General features: G+C 64.6%; 17 protein-coding genes and 1 tRNA gene. 15 read left to right on the top strand and 3 right to left on the bottom strand.

What is annotated here, in order from left to right:
• Window positions 1–134: 134 nt before the first annotated feature.
• The 8 genes from PJ259_RS03235 to PJ259_RS03200 all read left to right on the top strand — a co-directional run bounded on the left by PJ259_RS03235 (window position 135) and on the right by PJ259_RS03200 (window position 7869).
• Complete coding sequence (locus PJ259_RS03235) at window positions 135–1133, top strand: Bug family tripartite tricarboxylate transporter substrate binding protein (protein WP_271654699.1); 999 nt, start codon at window positions 135–137, stop codon at window positions 1131–1133.
• A 28-nt stretch (window positions 1134–1161) separates the two neighbouring features.
• On the top strand, window positions 1162–1680 hold the full coding sequence (locus PJ259_RS03230) for a tripartite tricarboxylate transporter TctB family protein (RefSeq protein WP_271654698.1): 519 nt from the start codon (window positions 1162–1164) through the stop codon (window positions 1678–1680).
• Window positions 1677–3197: a tripartite tricarboxylate transporter permease gene (locus PJ259_RS03225; RefSeq protein WP_059314727.1), complete on the top strand. Its 1521-nt coding sequence runs from the start codon at window positions 1677–1679 to the stop codon at window positions 3195–3197. The genes PJ259_RS03230 and PJ259_RS03225 overlap by 4 nt, the downstream gene beginning before the upstream one ends.
• 92 nt (window positions 3198–3289) lie before the next feature.
• Window positions 3290–4243, top strand: a complete 954-nt coding sequence (locus PJ259_RS03220; protein ID WP_059314726.1) for a LysR family transcriptional regulator — start codon at window positions 3290–3292, stop codon at window positions 4241–4243.
• 134 nt (window positions 4244–4377) lie between these two features.
• Window positions 4378–5112, top strand: a complete 735-nt coding sequence (locus PJ259_RS03215; RefSeq protein WP_059314725.1) for an SDR family NAD(P)-dependent oxidoreductase — start codon at window positions 4378–4380, stop codon at window positions 5110–5112.
• 197 nt (window positions 5113–5309) lie between these two features.
• Window positions 5310–6545, top strand: a complete 1236-nt coding sequence (zigA, locus tag PJ259_RS03210; RefSeq protein WP_271654697.1) for a zinc metallochaperone GTPase ZigA — start codon at window positions 5310–5312, stop codon at window positions 6543–6545.
• A gap of 14 nt (window positions 6546–6559) precedes the next feature.
• Window positions 6560–7462 (top strand): GTP cyclohydrolase FolE2, encoded by a 903-nt coding sequence (folE2, locus tag PJ259_RS03205; protein WP_271654696.1) that lies wholly within the window; start codon window positions 6560–6562, stop codon window positions 7460–7462.
• 143 nt (window positions 7463–7605) lie between these two features.
• On the top strand, window positions 7606–7869 hold the full coding sequence (locus PJ259_RS03200) for a hypothetical protein (protein ID WP_271654695.1): 264 nt from the start codon (window positions 7606–7608) through the stop codon (window positions 7867–7869).
• Window positions 7870–8904: 1035 nt separating this feature from the next.
• Here PJ259_RS03200 and PJ259_RS03195 read toward each other — a convergent pair.
• A tRNA-Ser gene (locus PJ259_RS03195) sits at window positions 8905–8992 on the bottom strand.
• 127 nt (window positions 8993–9119) lie between these two features.
• Here PJ259_RS03195 and PJ259_RS03190 point away from each other — a divergent pair.
• The 7 genes from PJ259_RS03190 (at window position 9120) to PJ259_RS03160 (ending at window position 13250) form a co-directional block, all read left to right on the top strand.
• Window positions 9120–9788 (top strand): Bax inhibitor-1/YccA family protein, encoded by a 669-nt coding sequence (locus PJ259_RS03190; protein WP_271654694.1) that lies wholly within the window; start codon window positions 9120–9122, stop codon window positions 9786–9788.
• A 49-nt stretch (window positions 9789–9837) separates the two neighbouring features.
• On the top strand, window positions 9838–10233 hold the full coding sequence (gene tusD / locus PJ259_RS03185; RefSeq protein WP_271654693.1) for a sulfurtransferase complex subunit TusD: 396 nt from the start codon (window positions 9838–9840) through the stop codon (window positions 10231–10233).
• 1 nt (window position 10234) lies between these two features.
• Window positions 10235–10591, top strand: coding sequence for a sulfurtransferase complex subunit TusC (gene tusC / locus PJ259_RS03180; RefSeq protein ID WP_271654692.1), 357 nt, complete (start codon window positions 10235–10237; stop codon window positions 10589–10591).
• Window positions 10588–10887, top strand: coding sequence for a sulfurtransferase complex subunit TusB (tusB, locus tag PJ259_RS03175; RefSeq protein ID WP_059314662.1), 300 nt, complete (start codon window positions 10588–10590; stop codon window positions 10885–10887). The genes tusC and tusB overlap by 4 nt, the downstream gene beginning before the upstream one ends.
• Before the next feature lies 1 nt (window position 10888).
• Window positions 10889–11203 carry a TusE/DsrC/DsvC family sulfur relay protein gene (locus PJ259_RS03170; protein WP_271654691.1) on the top strand — a complete coding sequence of 105 codons (315 nt, stop codon included), beginning with the start codon at window positions 10889–10891 and terminating at the stop codon, window positions 11201–11203.
• Window positions 11200–12183 (top strand): glycosyl transferase family protein, encoded by a 984-nt coding sequence (locus PJ259_RS03165; RefSeq protein WP_271654690.1) that lies wholly within the window; start codon window positions 11200–11202, stop codon window positions 12181–12183. Before PJ259_RS03170 ends, PJ259_RS03165 begins: the two co-directional genes overlap by 4 nt.
• Window positions 12184–12248: 65 nt before the next feature.
• A complete protein-coding gene (locus PJ259_RS03160; RefSeq protein ID WP_271654689.1) occupies window positions 12249–13250 on the top strand; it encodes a glutathione S-transferase family protein in 1002 nt (333 codons plus the stop codon).
• 3 nt (window positions 13251–13253) lie between these two features.
• On the opposite strand, the gene cysG is transcribed toward PJ259_RS03160, so the two are convergent.
• Window positions 13254–14648 carry a siroheme synthase CysG gene (gene cysG, locus PJ259_RS03155; protein ID WP_271654688.1) on the bottom strand — a complete coding sequence of 465 codons (1395 nt, stop codon included), beginning with the start codon at window positions 14646–14648 and terminating at the stop codon, window positions 13254–13256.
• The gene (serS, locus tag PJ259_RS03150) at window positions 14648–15925 is read right to left on the bottom strand and encodes a serine--tRNA ligase (RefSeq protein WP_271654687.1); all 1278 of its coding nucleotides are present in this window, start codon (window positions 15923–15925) and stop codon (window positions 14648–14650) included. The genes cysG and serS overlap by 1 nt, the downstream gene beginning before the upstream one ends.
• Between the last annotated feature and the right edge of the window lie 2 nt (window positions 15926–15927).

Here is a 15927-nt window from a genome sequence, read left to right as displayed (position 1 = left end):
ACGCACCAGCCAGCGCTCCTGCCCATATGGCATAACTCCAGGCTATCGGTGCATGCCTATTTTTGAGTGGTCGCGAACGCCTTGGGCTGCGCACACTCGGCCACCGACAACAACGACAAGAAAGAGGTAGTCCCATGCGCAGCCCTTCCCTGCTAGCCACCCTTCCCCTGTATCTCGCCGCTACGGTAGTGCCCCTGGCCCACGCCGCCTGGCAGCCGGAAGGCAAGGTCGAGATCGTCGTCGCGGGTGGTCCCGGTGGCGGCACCGACCAGCTCGGTCGGTTGATCCAGTCGATCATCACCCAGCACAAGCTGCTGGACGCCAGCACCGTGGTGTTCAACAAGGGCGGCGGCAATGGCGCTGAAGCCTTTCTGGAAATGAAGCTGGCCAAGGGCGAGGCGGACAAGCTGGTCATCGCCACCAACAATGTCTACTTGCTGCCCTTGACCGCCAAGCTGGGCTACCAGCTCGACGACCTCACCCCGGTGGCGGCCATCGCCGAGGACGACTTCATCCTCTGGACCTACGCCGATGCGCCCTGGAAGGACGCCCGTGGCTATATCGATGCCATCAAGCAGGACCCGGCCGGCAAGCGTATGGGCGGCAGCCAGTCCAAGGACGTGGATCAGACCCTGACCCTGCTGCTCAACCGCACCGAGGGCACCAAGCTCACCTACATTCCGTTCAAGAGCGGTAGCGAAGCCGCAACCCAGCTAGCCGGCAAGCACATCACCTCCAACGTCAACAATCCCAGCGAAAGCCTGAGCCAATGGCGTGGCGGTCAGGTGGTACCACTCTGCGTGTTCAGCCAGACGCGCATGGGCTACACCGCCAAGGTCACCGACACCCAGGCCTGGTCCGACGTGCCCACCTGCAAGGAGCAAGGCCTGGGCATCGACCAGTACCGTTTCCCGCGCACCGTGCTGCTACCGGGCGGAGTCAGCGAGGAGCAACGCGCCTTCTATGTGGAGCTCCTGCGCAAGGTGAGCCAGACGCCGGAATTCAAGGCCTACATCGAGCGCAATGCCCTGGTGCCGACCTTCCTCGAAGGCCAGGCGCTGCAGGACTACATCGCCCAGGACACCGCTCGGGTCACCCCGGTATTCGAGGCAGCCGGCTGGCTCAAGCGCTGATCGGCGCAACGACACAGGAGAGACGGCCATGGCCGGAGATTCCCTGATCACCACCCGCTGGGTGGAACTGGGCCTGGCGGCCTTCACCGCCGGGCTCGGCGGTATCGTGATGTTCGGTAGCCTGGAACAGGGCATCGGCTGGGGCGATGCGGGCCCGGAACCGGGCTACTTCCCCTTCTACATCGGCCTGCTGCTGACCCTGGCCAGCCTGGCCACCGCGCTACAGGCGCTATGGCGTTGGCAGGCGCTGCGCACGGGCTTCGTCGAGCGCGCCGCCTTCGGCCAGGTGCTGCGGGTGTTCCTGCCGATGCTGGCCTTCGTCGTCGCCCTGCCCCTGCTGGGCCTCTATGTCACGGCCTTCCTGTTCATCGCCTGGTTCATGGCGCGGGATCGCCAGCGGCAACGGCGCTATGGCGTGCTGCAGATCCTGGCCACCGCTGGCGGGGTGAGCCTGGCCAGCTATCTGATCTTCGCCCTCTGGTTCAAGGTACCGCTGGACGCCGGTCCCCTGGCCGATCTGGCCCGCCTGCTGAGAACAATGTCATGAGCGAATTGGATTCCCTGATGCATGGGATGGGCATGATCCTGTCCTTCCAGCACATTGGCCTGATGGTGATCGGAGTACTGCTCGGCATCCTGGTGGGCGTGCTGCCCGGCCTGGGCGCGCCCAACGGCGTCGCCCTGCTGCTGCCGCTGACCTTCACCATGAGCCCCACCTCGGCCATCATCCTGCTATCCTGCATGTACTGGGGCGCGCTGTTCGGCGGCTCCATCACCTCCATCCTGTTCAACATCCCGGGTGAACCCTCCTCGGTGGCCACCACCTTCGACGGCTACCCCCTGGCCCGCCAGGGACGCGCCGGGGAGGCTCTCACGGCGGCCTTCACCTCGGCACTGCTAGGCGCCCTGGTCGGGGTGCTGCTGCTGACCTTTCTCTCCAGCCGTATCGCCGCCTTCGCCATGGAATTCAGTTCGCCGGAATTCTTCGCCGTCTACCTGCTGGCCTTCTGCACCTTCATCGGCATGAGCAAGAATCCGCCGCTGAAGACGGTGGCGGCCATGATGATCGGTTTCGCCATGGCCGCAGTGGGCATGGATACGGTGTCCGGCAATTTGCGCCTGACCTTCGACCAGCCGGCGCTGCTCTCGGGCATCAGCTTCGAGGTGGCGGTGATCGGGCTGTTCGGCATCGGCGAGATCCTCTGCACCGTGGAAGAAGGCCTGGTCTTTCGCGGCGAGCAGGCACGGATCACCCTGCGAACCGTGCTCGGCACCTGGAAGCAGCTGCCACGCTACTGGCTGACCTGGCTGCGCAGCGCCCTGGTCGGCTGCTGGATGGGGGTGACCCCGGGTGGCCCGACCGCCGCCTCTTTCATGAGCTACAGCCTGGCGCGGCGCTTCTCGAAAAATCCCGAAGGCTTCGGCAAGGGCGAACTCGAAGGTGTGATCGCTCCGGAGACCGCCGACCACAGCGCCGGCACCAGCGCCCTGCTGCCCATGCTGACCCTGGGCATTCCCGGTTCGGCCACCGCGGCGGTGATGCTGGGCGGCCTAATGATCTGGGGCCTGCACCCCGGGCCGACCCTGTTCGCCGAACAGCACGACTTCGTCTGGAGCCTGATCGCCAGCATGTACCTGGGCAACGTGGTCAGCCTGATCGTGGTGCTGGCGACGGTCCCGCTGTTCGCTGCCATCCTGCGCATTCCCTTCTGCATCATCGCGCCCATCATCTTCACCGTCTGCGTGATCGGCGCCTATTCGGTGCACAACAGCCTGTTCGACGTCTGGCTGATGCTCGGCTTCGGCATTCTTGGCTATGCCTTCAAGAAGCTCGGCTATCCCATCGCCCCGCTGGTACTGGCCGCGGTACTGGGCGACAAGGCCGAGGACGCCTTCCGTCAATCGATGCTGTTCTCCGACGGCCAGCTGGGCATCTTCTGGTCCAACCCGCTGGTGGGCAGCCTGACCACGGCCGCTCTGCTGATGCTCTGCTGGCCCCTGCTGGCGCGAGGACTCCAGGCGTTGCGCCTGGGCCAGCCGCGGGCCAAGGTGCGCCCCTCGTGAATGTGCCGGCCTGGCGTGGGCGAGTACCGCCCGCGCCAGGCACCGACTCATGCGCTACCCTAGCCGGCTCCCCCGTACCCCGGTTGGCCAGCATGACCCGCATTCCCGACGCTCACACCATCCATAGCCGTCTGCGCCTGCGCCAATTGCGGCTGGTGCTGGCGCTGGCCGAATTCGGTTCGCTGCGCCGCGCGGCCGACGACATCGGCATGACCCAGCCGGCCGCCACCAAGATGCTCCACGAGATCGAGAGCCTGCTGGGGGTGGGCCTGTTCGAGCGCCTGCCGCGAGGCATGCGCGCCACCGCGTTCGGCGAGACGGTGATCTACTACGCGCGGATGGTCTTCGCCGAGCTGTCGGGCATGCGCGAAGAGCTGGTCGCCCTGGAATCGGGCAATCTCGGCCGGGTCGCGGTAGGCGCCATCCCGGCGCTGGCCTCGGGACTGCTGACCCGCACCATCGCCACCCTCAAGCAGAGTCATCCGCGGCTGTCCATGTCGATCCAGGTGGACACCAGCGACGTGCTGGTCCAGGCGCTGCTGCAGGATCAGCTGGACGTGGTGCTGGGTCGCATTCCCACCGGGGCCCGCGCCGAGGAGCTGCTGTTCGACAGCCTCGGCGAAGAGGTGCTCTGCGTGATCGCCGGGGCGCAGAATCCCCTGGCCCAGGCCACGCACCTCACTTGGGGCGCGTTGCAGGAGCACACCTGGGTGCTGCAGCAGCATCCCAGCCCCATGAGGGCCATCATCAACCAGGCTTTCCACGATGCCCGGGTGGACATCCCCGGCAGCATCGTCGAGACCACGTCAATCATGACCCTACTGGCCCTGCTGCAGCAGACCGACATGCTGGGCGTCACCCCGCTGTCGGTGGTCAACGACTATCCCGGGCGGCATCTCCTGGCCGTGCTGCCCATCGCCTTCGAACCCCGACTGCCACCCTATGGGCTGATCCGGCGGCGCCATCGGGTGCAATCCTCGGCCATGCAGACCTTCATGGCGGCGGTGCGCAGCGAGCATGGACGCTTGCGCCAGGACGAAGGCTGAGCGAGTGGTGCGGGTCCATTGATTGCCCCACCCAGATACCTTGGGCATAGTGAACCGGCCTGCCAGACGCCGGAGCCAACCACCATGCTCGCCTTGTCGCCTCTCGCCCACCCTGCTTCCTGCCGGGGTCGCCCATGACCCAGCGCATCATGCTGCTCACCGGCGCCAGCCGCGGGATCGGCCACGCCACCGTCAAGCTGTTCCGCAGCCTGGGCTGGCGCCTGCTTACCGTCTCGCGTCAACCGTTCTCCGAAGAATGCGCCTGGCCCGAGGCGCGCGAGGCCCATATCCAGGCCGATCTTGCCGACCTTTCCCAGATCGATCGCCTGGTCGCCATCGTTCGCGAGCGCCTGCCCAGCGGCAAGCTGCACGCCCTGGTCAACAATGCCGGTATCTCACCCAAGGGGCCCGATGGCAGCCGCCTCGGAGTATTGGCATCGGATGCCGACACCTGGACCCAGGTACTGAACGTCAACCTGGTCTCCACCGCTCTGCTGGCCCGCGCCCTGCTGCCAGAGCTGGAAGCGGCCCAGGGCAGCATCGTCAATGTCACCTCCATCGCCGGCTCACGGGTGCATCCCTTCGCCGGGGTAGCCTACGCCGCGTCCAAGGCGGGCCTCGCCGCCCTGACCCGCGAACTCGCCCATGAATTCGGCCCCCGGGGCGTCCGCGCCAACGCCATCGCCCCCGGCGAGATCGCGACCTCCATCCTTTCGCCCGGAACCGACGGCCTGGTAGAGGCGGAGGTCCCGCTCAAGCGCCTGGGCACCCCTGATGAAGTCGCCGAGACCATCTACTTCCTCTGCAGCGAACGTTCCTGCTACATCAATGGCGCCGAGATCCATATCAACGGCGGTCAGCACGTCTAGGCGGCGCCCTGTTCTGGAGACTGCCCGCGAAAACTCGTGACGGGCAGCCAATCCACCACTATCGACTCTCTGGCCAGCGGCTCGACGCCAGGCAGGAATACCTGCTTAACGCACTATAAATGTTATGTTATAACGTAAGTTAAATCCCGAAATTGATCTCCAGGGATGCAGCCGTCCTACAGCCTCTTCCATCCGTGATGACCATGACTATCCAAGCCAACCTCCCCAGCAAGAAACTCCCCGTCACCGTGCTGTCCGGCTTTCTCGGCGCTGGCAAGACCACCTTGCTCAACCACATCCTCAACAACCGCGAGGGCCGTCGGGTGGCGGTCATCGTCAACGACATGTCCGAGGTCAACATCGACGCCACCCTGGTCCGTGACGGCGGCGCCGAGCTGTCACGCACCGAGGAAAAGCTGGTCGAGATGAGCAACGGCTGCATCTGCTGCACCCTGCGCGAAGACCTGCTGCTGGAAGTGGAGCGCCTCGCCCGGGACGGCCGCTTCGATCAGCTGGTCATCGAATCCACCGGCATCTCCGAACCTCTGCCAGTGGCCGAGACCTTCACCTTCGCCGGTGAAGACGGTCGCTGCCTGGGCGATGTCGCCCAGCTCGACACCCTGGTCACCGTGGTGGACGCCTTCAACTTCCTGCGCGACTACGCCTCCAGTGATTCCCTGGAGTCACGCGGCGAATCACTCGGCGAGGAAGACGAGCGCACCGTGGTCGACCTGCTGATCGAGCAGATCGAATTCTGCGACGTCCTGGTGGTGAACAAGCTGGATCTGGTCGAACCGGCCGAGCGCGATCGCCTGCTGGCCATCCTGCGCAGCCTCAATCCTCGCGCGAGGCTGGAGTTGGCCAGCTTCGGCGCCGTGCCGCTGGAGCGGGTGCTGCAGACCGGTCTCTTCGACTTCGACGAAGCCGCCAAGGCGCCGGGCTGGCTGCAGGAACTGCGTGGCGAGCACACGCCCGAGACCGAGGAGTACGGCATCTCAAGCTTCGTCTACCAGGCCCGTCGCCCCTTCCACCCCGAACGCTTCTTCACCCTGGTCGAGCAGGAATGGCCTGGCGTGGTGCGCTCGAAGGGCTACTTCTGGTTGGCCAGCCATCCCGCCCATGCCGGCACCTGGTCCCAGGCCGGCGCCGTCGCCCGCCATGGCGTAGCTGGGCGCTGGTGGGCCGCGATACCACCCGAGCAGTGGCCGGACGATGAAGAGACCGTCGCCTTCATCAAGGAAAAATGGCACGAGGGCGTCGGTGATGCCCGCCAGGAACTCGTACTCATCGGTATGAACATGGACGAACCCTCCCTGCGCGCCAAGCTGGACGCCTGCCTGTTGACCGATACCGAGCTCGCCGCTGGCCCTCAAGCCTGGGTAAAGCTGCACAACCCCTTCAGCGACTGGCCCCAGGCCTCCGCCCTCCACTGATCCGAGCCCTGTCGATGAATGCCATCCTCCCCGACGTCTCCCTCAGCGAGACCGCTACCCTGCCCGCCGCACTCGATTGGGTCGGCATGCAGCATATAGATCTCCCTCTTCGCCTCGGCGAAGGTGATCTCGGCGGTCTCCTGCCCGCCAGCGCCGATGTCCAGGTCGACCTGCCCGCGGCCACTGCCAAGGGCATCCATATGTCCCGGCTCTACCAGTTGCTGGATCGGCTGGGGATGGACGCGCCCTTGACACCCGAGCGGTTGCGCCTGCTGCTGATCGAAATGGTCAGCAGCCATCGCAGCTGTGATTCCCGCGCCGCCCGGTTGCGCCTGGATTTCGCCCTGCTGGTTCGTCGTCCCGCCCTGGTGACCGCGGAGCTCAGCGGCTGGAAACGCTACCCCGTGCGCCTGGACGCCAGCTGGGTAGCGGGCGTCTTTAAGCTCAATGCCCGGGTGGAAATCACCTACTCCTCCACCTGCCCTTGCTCGGCTTCACTGTCACGCCAGCTGATCGAGCGGGCTTTTCTCGAAGAGCATGGGGCTGCTACCCAACTGGATCCCGTCACGGTCGCCGGCTGGCTGCGCCGCCACGCCTCCCTCGCCACACCCCACAGCCAGCGTAGCCTGGCACAGGTGCGCGTCGGGATACCGTTGGGTGTAGCCGACCTTGGCCTGCTGCCCCTGATCGAACGCTGTGAAAAGGCACTGGGCACTCCGGTGCAAACCGCCGTCAAACGCGCCGACGAACAGGCCTTCGCCGCCCTCAACGGCAGTAACCTGATGTTCGTCGAAGACGCCGCGCGCCGACTACTCATCGCCCTGCGCGACAGCTATCAGGACGTCAGCATCCACGTCCGCCACCTGGAAAGCCTGCATCCCCACGATGCCGCGGCCTGGGCCGGGACAACCAACTGATCCCTGTGCAAGACGCAAAGGCTCTGCCTCCGGCGCCGCCACTCGTCGTCTGTCCGTCGATACCGGGTATTTGCCGCTTTAATGAAGAACGAAGCGGCCACCAGAGGCGCCGCTCCTCTTTCGCCTTTCAGGAGAGTTTTCCGATGAGATCATCCGTTAAAGCGGCAGCCCTGTTGGCCCTACTTGGAGCCTTCGATACCAGCGTGGTACTGGCGGAAAGCCCGCTGGAAAAGAGCGTGCGTCAGGACGGGCGTGACACCCGTAAGGATGCCCACCACGACGCCAAGGAGGTCGACAAAGGCGCCGCCCATACTGCGGACGAAGCAGATCGTACCGATAACCACCTCGACAAGGAGCGGCATCGCGAGGACAAGAAGGCGGACAAGGAATACAAGAAAACCCTCTAGTCCGTACAGGTCAGGGCAAGGCCGGGGCGCCTACCGTCCCCAAGCGTTGCCCACCTACCTCGGCCGAATCCAGAGCTCGATAAGCTGCCCTGGCTTCCAGTACCGCAAAACGTAGCTTCAAGTCCTTTCCCGGCAGTCACCTAGGCTGCGTCCCTGTAGCCGCCCCCCGCTCTGGCCATCCCGCTGAAAAACAACGCCGTTCCTATGATGCTCGGTGATAAAGACTGGGGTTGTTTATCAGGGATCAACGGCTGTCTGCACTTCTGCCATATCCAGTTGTCAGACCACCTCAATCGACGTCGACACCGTGCTAGGCAACCCCCCATGAATGCGCCTGTGAAAGAACAGAAGGTGATCGACGCGATTGCCATAGGGACCTGTGTATCAGCAATTGTCTTGCTGTTGAGCTTTGCTGACGCCACAATCGCCGCTAATAGCTGGCTCCCACCGGCCAGCACCCAGACTGAAAAGGATATTTCAGTTGCGCTATCAGTTAACAAGGACAGTGACGCTCTTCGAGCCCAGGCCCCACTATCAGATAAGTAGCACCCCGCTGAGGTCCGCGGGTCTTCGCCGAGGACCGCTATCCAGCGATGAGGGCCTACTGGCAGTCACTTTGAGCGCGATGTGCGTTGGCCTGGCTACCATCTTCGTGATCGCCATGGTCGCTTCGTGATTAGGCGCTAAATGCTTCCACTTGCGGCGTCCGCTAGTGGCTGGTCGGTCGTCGACGCCTTGCAGTCGAGGCCTGTCGCCCTGACTGCTCATCCCAAGAGGCAGGCACCTTCGAGCCTTGGACAACCATGCCACTTGGCTCGCCTATCCAGCGCAGCGACTGCGCTTCAGACTGACCACGGGACCCTGCAGGCCATGGCTGCCGGGGTGATCGGAGTCAGGGGCTCGCCTCCATCCATGACAGGGCGTTGAAGCGGTTCCGCGATATTTTCGGAACACCTTCCTTTCTACCGGCCCGACGGCCCCTGAAATCCGACCCCTCAGACAGCAAAAAGCCCCGTAGGAACGGGGCTTCGAAGATGGCGGAAGCGCAGAGATTCGAACTCTGGGACCCTTGCGAGTCGGCGGTTTTCAAGACCGCTGCCTTAAACCACTCGGCCACACTTCCGTAAGAGGGGCGCATAGTACCTGATGGCAACACACTGTCAAACACTCGCAAGCGATCCTTAAGCAACATTTGCTATCTTCGGGGTCGTACGGTACATCACACCGTCTATTTAGCTTTGGAGTACACCATGAACGAGCGTCAATACGCCTACAACCCTGCCCTCGCGCAATCTCGGGACGTCAGCCGTGTATTGCGCAACACCTACGCCCTGCTGGCCATGACTCTGGCGTTCAGCGGCCTGGTCGCCTTCGTCTCGCAGCAGATGCGGTTGCCCTACCCCAACATCTTCGTGGTCCTGATCGGCTTCTATGGCCTGTTCTTCCTGACCATGAAGACGCGTGACAGCGGCTGGGGTCTGGTCAGCACCTTCGCCCTGACCGGCTTCATGGGCTACACCCTGGGCCCGATCCTGAACATGTACCTGGGCTTGCCCAACGGTGGCAGCGTGATCGCCTCCGCAGCGGGCATGACCGCCCTGGCCTTCTTTGGGCTGTCGGCCTACGCCCTGATCAGCCGCAAGGATATGAGCTTCCTGAGTGGTTTCCTGATGGCGGGCTTCTGGATCCTGCTGGGCGCCGTGGTGCTGTCCTTCTTCGTCCAGATCAGCGGCCTGCAACTGGCTATCAGCGCGGGCTTCGTGCTGTTCGCCGCCGCGGCCATCCTGTTCCAGACCAGTGCCATCGTGCACGGTGGTGAAGACAACTACATCATGGCTACCATCACCCTGTACGTCTCGATCTACAATATGTTCCTCAGCTTGCTGCAGATCTTCGGATTCGCCAGCAACAACGATTGATCATCAGCGGTAGCCCAAGAGGCCCGCTTCGGCGGGCCTTTTTACATCCATGAAATTTGCCATCGTTGTCCTTTCTCCCCCCCAGGCGCCCTCGGCGCGGCGGGCCCTGCGCTTCTGCGAAGCGCTGTTGGCCGGGGGTCACGAACTGTCTCGACTCTTCCTCTACCGCGACGGCGTCCATAACGCCTCACACGCCTCGGTCAGTGGGCAGGACGAGTTGGACCTACCCGCGCGCTGGCGCGAGTTGATCGAACGCCACCAGATCGACGCCGTGGTCTGCATTGCCGCTGCCCTCAAGCGCGGGCTGCTGGACGAGAACGAAGCGCAGCGCTATGAACGGGGTGGCGCAGTGAACGTGCACGCGCCCTGGCAGTTGTCCGGCCTGGGGCAGTTGCATGAAGCGGTACAGGACGCTGATCGCCTGCTCTGCTTTGGAGGCGACTAGCATGGCCAAGAGTACCCTCGTCATCTCTCGTCAGCCGGCGCTGGGCGGTCCGGCTCCTCGCGAGGCACTGGATATCGTGCTGGCAGGTGGCGCCTTCGAGCTGCCCCTGGCGATGCTGTTCGCAGGCGCTGGGGTGACCCAACTGCTGGCAGCCGACAGCACTGCCCTCGAGCAGAAGGATCTGAGCGCCAATCTCTCCGCTCTGCCGCTGTTCGGCGTCGACGCTATCTATGCGGAAGCCACGGCCCTGCAGCGTCTGGGCATCACGCCCGAGCAGTTGCCCGCCTGGGTGACCCCACTCGAACCCGAGGCGTTGGCCACGTTGATCCACGACCATGACCAGGTGATTTCCATTTGACGACTCTGCACCTGTTTTCCCGCTCGCCGCTGACGGAGTCCGATGCCCTGGACGGCTTGACCTGGGTCCGTGGCGGGGACGCCATCCTGCTCACCGGTGGCGCCGTGGAGGCACTGCGCCCGGGTAGCACCGCCAGCCAGGCGTTGGCACGACTGCCTGCGGAAGCAGGCCTCTACGCGCTCGCGGAAGACGTCCAGGCCCGCCGCCTGCATCCGGAGCGTGGCGTGACCCTGATCGATTACCCCACTTTCGTCGACCTGAGCGTGAGCCACGCCAAGGTCATCAGCTGGACCTAGCATGCCCTCTCTCGACCTCGACCCCGAAGGCTATCTGCGCGATCTCTCCCAATGGAGTCCCGAAGTAGCCCGGCAACTCGCACTCAAGGAAGGCATCGAATTGACCGAGCGCCATTGGCAGGTGCTGCAGGCGCTCCGTGACTTTTATGCGCAATTCCAGCTATCACCAGCCAATCGGCCGCTGATCAAGTACATCGCCCAGACACTGGGCCCCGAACTGGGTACCAGCCTGCAGCTCAACCTGCTGTTCAAGGGAGCACCGGCCAAGCTCGGCGCCAAGCTCGCCGGCCTGCCGAAACCGGACAATTGCCTATGACCTTCACCACGCCCGAAGAACATCCCTTCGCCGTCTACGTCCGTGCCCTGGGCAAGGGCAAGCGCGGTGCCCGCAGCCTGACCGAAGCCGAAGCCGAAATGGCCATGGGCCTGATCCTCGACGGCCAGGTGACCGATGCCCAGCTTGGCGCCTTCCTCATGCTGCTGCGCCACAAGGAAGAAAGCCCCGAAGAGCTGGCAGGCTTTACCCGCGCCGTTCGGGCGCGCCTGCAGTCTCCCGGCTTCCCCGTCGACCTCGACTGGCCGTCCTACGCCGGCAAGAAGCGGCACCTGCCCTGGTACCTGCTCGCGGTGAAGTGCCTGGCCGGCAGCGGTGTGCGGATCGTCATGCATGGCGGCGGCACCCACACGGGAGGCCGGCTCTACACCGAGCAATGCCTGGGACACCTGGGTCTGCAAACGGCCAAGGATTGGCAGGACGTCGGCGCCCTGCTCGACCGCGGCCAGCCCGCCTTCCTGCCGTTGGCGGCCTGGATGCCAGCGCTGCAGCGGATGATCGACCTCAAGGCCGAACTTGGCTTGCGCTCCCCGATCCACTCGCTGGTCCGGCTGCTCAATCCCAGTGACGCGCGCTGCATCCTGCAGAGCATCTTCCATCCGGGGTACCAGGAGGTACATCGCGAGGCCAGTCGCCTGCTGCATGACGACAGCATCGTCATCAAGGGCGAAGGGGGCGAGGTCGAGCGCAATCCCGATGTCATCGCTCATCTCTATGGCACCCGTGGCGGCGAAGCCTGGGACGAAAGCTGGCCGGCGCTTACCGAGCGCCGCCAGGTCAAACCGGAGCGCCTCGATCCGGCGCTGCTGGCCGCCACCTGGCGTGGCGAGGCGGAAGACCCCTATGGCCGTCTGGCAGTCATCGCGACGCTAGCCGTGGCCTTGCGCGCCCTCGGCCAGGATCAGGCGAGTGCCCAGAGCGAAGCCGAACGCCGCTGGGAGGCGCGTGATCGCACGCTCTGACGTCGCCGTCGGAACCCAGGGTGGTCACCTGGGTTCCTAACCGCAACGTAGCGGAGGATGACGATATGGGCTTGTTGGTCGATGGGCAGTGGCAGGACCGTTGGTACGACAACGGCAAGGACGGCCATTTCAAACGGGAAGAGGCCCAGCGCCGTGACTGGATCGCCCGCCCGGAGCAGGCCATTCCGGAAGAAGCCTCGCGCTACGCGCCTGAGGCCGGCCGCTATCACCTCTATGTCTCCCTGGCCTGCCCCTGGGCCCATCGCACCCTGATCTATCGCAAGCTCAAGGGTCTTGAAGCCCTGATCGACGTTTCGGTGGTCAGCTGGCTGATGCGTGAGGAAGGCTGGACCTTCGATCCCGCGCACGGCTCCAGTGGCGACGATCTCTATCAGCTCGACCGCCTGTACCAGCTCTATCAGCGCGACCAGGCCGACTACACCGGTCGGGTCACGGTACCGGTGCTCTGGGATCGCCAACAGGAACGCATCGTCAGCAACGAATCAGCGGAGATCATCCGCATGTTCAATGGCGCTTTCGATGACCTGACGGGGAATCACCTGGACCTCTACCCGGAAGCCCTGCGCGGACAGATCGATACCCTCAACGAGCGCATCTATCCGACGGTCAACAATGGCGTCTATCGTGCCGGCTTCGCTACCACCCAGGAGGCTTACGAAGAAGCCTTCGACGAGGTCTTCGCCACCCTCGACGATCTCGAACGACTGTTGCAGCAGCAGCGCTATCTCACTGGCGAATGGCTGACCGAAGCCGACTGGCGCCTGTTCACCACCCTGATCCGCTTCGACGCCGTCTACCACGGTCACTTCAAATGCAACCTGCGAAGAATCCTTGACTACCCGGCGCTACAGGGCTGGCTCTGGGAGCTTTACCAATGGCCAGGTATCGCCGAGACCGTGGACCTCCAGCACATCAAGCATCACTACTACGGCAGCCATGCCCAGATCAATCCGACCGGCATCGTGCCCAAGGGGCCGGCCCTGGAGCTGGACCTGCCCCATGGCCGAGAGGTCCTGACTGGGGCAGGCATCCAGGGATCGGTCTGAACCTCAAGCCGTAGCCTGGGCGCCTTCGAACCAGGCCAGCTTCTCCCGTAGCGCCACCACTTCGCCGACGATCACCAGGGTCGGTGCATGGACTTCATGCTCGGCGACCAGTTGCGGCAGGTCTTGCAAGGTGCCGGTAAACACGCGCTGATTGCTCGTGGTGCCCTGCTGGACCAAGGCCGCCGGTGTCGCCGGGTTCTTGCCATGGGCGATGAGCTGCTGGCAGATGGTCGGCAGCCCGACCAGCCCCATGTAGAACACCAGGGTCTGCCCGGGAGCGACCAGGTCGGTCCAGGGCAGATCGGCCGAACCATCCTTGAGATGGCCCGTGACGAAACGCACCGATTGGGCATGGTCCCTGTGCGTCAGAGGAATGCCGGCATAGGCGGCGCAGCCGCTGGCGGCAGTGATACCCGGCACCACCTGGAAGGGAATGCCTTCCGCTGCCAGCTCCTCGATCTCCTCGCCACCCCGACCGAAGATGAAGGGATCCCCGCCTTTTAGCCGCAAGACCCGCTTGCCCTCTTGGGCCAGCTTGACCAGCAGCCGGTTGAGATCATCCTGGGGTACTGCGTGCTCGGCGCGCCGCTTGCCGACATAGATGCGATCGGCGTCGCGACGGCACATGTCGAGGATGGTAGGCGCCACCAGGCGATCGTAGAGCACCACGTCGGCCTGCTGCATCAGCCGCAGCGCGCGGAAGGTCAGCAGGTCCGGATCGCCCGGACCAGCACCGACCAGATAGACCTCACCCCGAAAGGTGGCCGTCTCGCTGGTGAGCTTGGCTTCCAGCAGTTGCTCGGCGGCCTGAGGCTGGCCGGAAAAGACTTTTTCCGCGACCTCGCCCTGGAATACCTCTTCCCAGAAGATCCGCCGCGCCTGCAGATCGGCGAAGCGCGTCTTGACCCGGGCACGGAAGCGCTGGGCCAGTTGCGCCAGTTGACCATAGGTGGCAGGAATCCAGCTCTCCAGCTTGGCCCGCACCAGGCGGGCCAGCACCGGGGCATCCCCACCACTGGAAATGGCGATCACCAGCGGCGAGCGATCGACGATGGCCGGGAAGATCACGGTGCACAGCCGCGGCGCATCCACCACGTTGACCGGCAGACCGAGGGCCTGGGCGTCATGGGATACCGCCTCGTTGACGCCGTCATCATCGGTGGCCGCGATCACCAGGCAGTGCCCGGCGAGCTGGTCCGCCGCATAGCGCTCGACCCGACAACTGCCGCCCCGCGCCTCGACGAAGGCGCGTACCTCCGGCTCGATCTCCGGCGCCACCAGGGTGATGCGGGCACCGGCTTCGGCCAGCAGCACGCTCTTGCGCAGGGCGATATCGCCCCCGCCGACCACCAGCACCGGACGGCCATCGAGCTTGTGGAAGAGCGGCAGGTAATCCATCAGCCGATGACCTCGAGGCCGCCCATGTAGGGCTTGAGCACCTCGGGTACGCGGATGCTGCCATCGGCCTGCTGGTAGTTCTCCAGCACGGCGACCAGGGTGCGACCCACGGCCAGGCCGGAACCATTGAGGGTGTGCACCAGTTCGGGCTTGCCCTCGGCGTTGCGGTAGCGAGCCTGCATGCGGCGGGCCTGGAAGTCGCCGCAGTTGGAGCAGGACGAAATCTCACGGTACTTGCCCTGGCTCGGCACCCAGACTTCCAGGTCGTAGGTCTTGGTGGCGCCGAAGCCCATGTCGCCGGTGCACAGCGACAGTACACGGTAGGGCAGCTCCAGGCGCTGCAGCACGGTCTCGGCGTGGCCGGTCAGTTCTTCCAGGGCCTGGAAGGAGGTGCTCGGCTCGACGATGTGGACCATCTCCACCTTGTCGAACTGGTGCTGGCGGATCATGCCGCGGGTATCGCGACCCGAGGCACCGGCTTCGCTGCGGAAGCACGGCGTGTGGGCGGTGAATTTCAGCGGTAGACGCTTGGAATCGAGGATCTGGCCGGCAACCAGGTTGGTCAGGGTGACCTCGGCGGTAGGGATCAGGTAGAGGTCGCTCTCGCCTTCCCGGCCGATCTTGAACAGGTCTTCCTCGAACTTGGGCAGCTGACCGGTGCCCTGCAGCGTCTCGGCCTGCACCAGGTAAGGGGTGTAGGTCTCTTCGTAGCCATGCTCGCCGGTGTGCAGGTTCAGCATGAACTGCGCCAGGGCGCGGTGCAGACGCGCGATGGGACCGCGCATGACGGCGAAGCGGGCGCCGGAGAAACGTGCGGCGGTCTCGAAATCCAGCCAGCCGTGGGTTTCACCCAGGGCGACATGGTCCTTGATCTCGAAATCGAAATCGCGCGGCGTACCCCAACGGCGCACTTCGACGTTCTCGTCCTCGTCCTTGCCAACCGGCACCGAGGCGTCGGGCAGATTGGGCAGGCCCAGCAACAGGGCATCCAGTTCACCCTGGACACTGTCCAGCTCGCGCTTGGCCTCTTCCAGCTCGCTGCCCATGCGATCGACCTCGGCCAGCAACGGCGCGATGTCTTCACCGCGGGCCTTGGCCTGGCCGATCCCCTTGGAGCGGGCGTTACGCTCGGCCTGCAAGGTCTCAGTGCGGGTTTGCACGGCCTTGCGACGGGCTTCCAGCGACTCCACCAGGCTGACGTCCAGGACGTAGCCACGGGTCGCCAGACGTGCGGCTACCTCCTCGGTTTGGGTGCGAACCAGTTTCGAATCAAGCATGT

This window comes from Pseudomonas sp. JBR1, from assembly GCF_028198185.1.
GTDB classification, from domain to species: Bacteria; Pseudomonadota; Gammaproteobacteria; order Pseudomonadales; family Pseudomonadaceae; genus Chryseomonas; species Chryseomonas oryzihabitans_E.
Note: the sequence above shows the minus strand (reverse complement) of the source record. Positions and strands in the feature narration are given on the sequence as shown.